Source organism: Mesorhizobium sp. M2E.F.Ca.ET.209.01.1.1 (assembly GCF_004010375.2).
Lineage (GTDB): Bacteria > Pseudomonadota > Alphaproteobacteria > Rhizobiales > Rhizobiaceae > Mesorhizobium.
Map to the genome: position 1 here is coordinate 1 of NZ_SADP02000516.1, position 355 is coordinate 355.

Genomic DNA, 355 nt, shown 5'->3' on the forward strand with positions numbered 1-355 from the left:
GTCGCGCCTGAGGGCGCGGCAAGGAGCCGAACAGGCTCAGCCAATCGCGAGCCTCGTTGCCGGTGGCGGACGCAATGCCGCGCCTGATCCGCGAATTGATGCGAAGGCGCGCGGTGTTGAGATGCGGATAGGCCTAGTACCAGAAAAGCGTCGGCACTTGCTGGCGCCTCGCCCAGCGCTTGAAGCGGTCACCGTCGCGCGCACCGTCGAGGAATAGCCAGCGCGTGCGCGGATAACCCACTGTATTGCTCCAAACCCCGGTCAGGCCTTCGGATGCCTTGGCGATGAAGTCTTCCAGGTAGCTTTCCCAGCTGCCGCCATAGTTGGAGAAGAACACCAGCCTGTCGGTACCGGG

Annotated in this window: 1 pseudogene; it reads right to left on the reverse strand. The window is 63.9% G+C overall.

Features of this window, described 5'->3' with window-relative positions:
• Positions 1-355, reverse strand: a pseudogene (locus tag EN852_RS36720) (hypothetical protein); the annotation flags it as partial.